Origin of the sequence: Prevotella sp. LCP21S3_D2 (assembly GCF_052118345.1) — a bacterium.
Taxonomy (GTDB): Bacteria; Bacteroidota; Bacteroidia; order Bacteroidales; family Bacteroidaceae; genus Prevotella.
Window position 1 is genome coordinate 1 of the sequence record NZ_JBQKHJ010000111.1, and the last position, 420, is coordinate 420.

Sequence of the window (420 nt, forward strand, 5' to 3'; positions counted from 1 at the left end):
TCCTTATAGTTATGATGAAGCCTTCATCTTCTATTCCAAGGATTACCGCAAGGTTAAAATATTACATTATGATATCAATGGTTTTGTCTTATACCAGAAGTGGTTTGATGACGGTAAGTTTCTCAAGCCTCGTTTCTTGGAGGCAGCTCGCTGTCGTAAGATAAGCCGTGAGACATTGATACTGTTGCTATCAACATCCGTACAAACGGAAATCATCTTATGAATACTGATATTAAGAGTTTGATACCATCCATGCATGCAGAACTGAAGCGTATGCAATCTCGTGTTGCAGAGCTTCAAGTCTCATTACAGCAAGGTTCATCTGATGAAAAGGCGATTCGAGAGGAAATTTCTCGAATGAATCTGCGTCAGGTTGAAATCATGGATGCGATGGTAGAGATACAAGAGTATATTTTGGGC

2 protein-coding genes are annotated in these 420 nt (G+C 39.8%); both read left to right on the plus strand.

From position 1 onward, the window contains the following. Window positions 1–223 (plus strand): IS66 family insertion sequence element accessory protein TnpB (gene tnpB / locus ACTQ16_RS16835; protein WP_441938587.1); only part of this gene is annotated, 223 nt, incomplete at its 5' end. After that, a partial coding sequence (locus tag ACTQ16_RS16840) for a hypothetical protein (RefSeq protein WP_441938588.1) occupies window positions 220–420 on the plus strand: 201 nt, incomplete at its 3' end. The genes tnpB and ACTQ16_RS16840, both read left to right, overlap by 4 nt.